This window comes from Shewanella sp. SR44-3 (assembly GCF_014163735.1).
GTDB lineage: Bacteria > Pseudomonadota > Gammaproteobacteria > Enterobacterales > Shewanellaceae > Shewanella.
The window spans coordinates 1-273 of the sequence record NZ_JACJDV010000138.1; the positions used below are offsets into that span (position 1 = coordinate 1).

The 273-nt window shown below is 49.8% G+C and carries 1 rRNA gene; it reads left to right on the top strand.

Going from position 1 to position 273, the window contains the following annotated elements:
• The first annotated feature begins 2 nt into the window (after positions 1–2).
• Positions 3–118, top strand: a 5S ribosomal RNA gene (gene rrf / locus H5073_RS18145).
• Positions 119–273: the final 155 nt, after the last annotated feature.

Here is a 273-nt window from a genome sequence, read left to right on the forward strand (position 1 = left end):
TGTCTGGAAACCATAGAGCTGTGGCACCACCTGATCCCATTCCGAACTCAGAAGTGAAACACAGTATCGCCGATGGTAGTGTGGGGTCTCCCCATGCGAGAGTAGGTCATTTCCAGGCGCCAAACACGTAAAAAAGCCCATAGCGTTAGCTATGGGCTTTTTTCGTTATGGCGGAAATGACCACTCGAGCATGGAAAATTAAGAGCACATGCGCGGCATGCAGCCATACCATGCGCTAGGCCAAAATTGTTCCCAACAATTTAAGGCACTTCC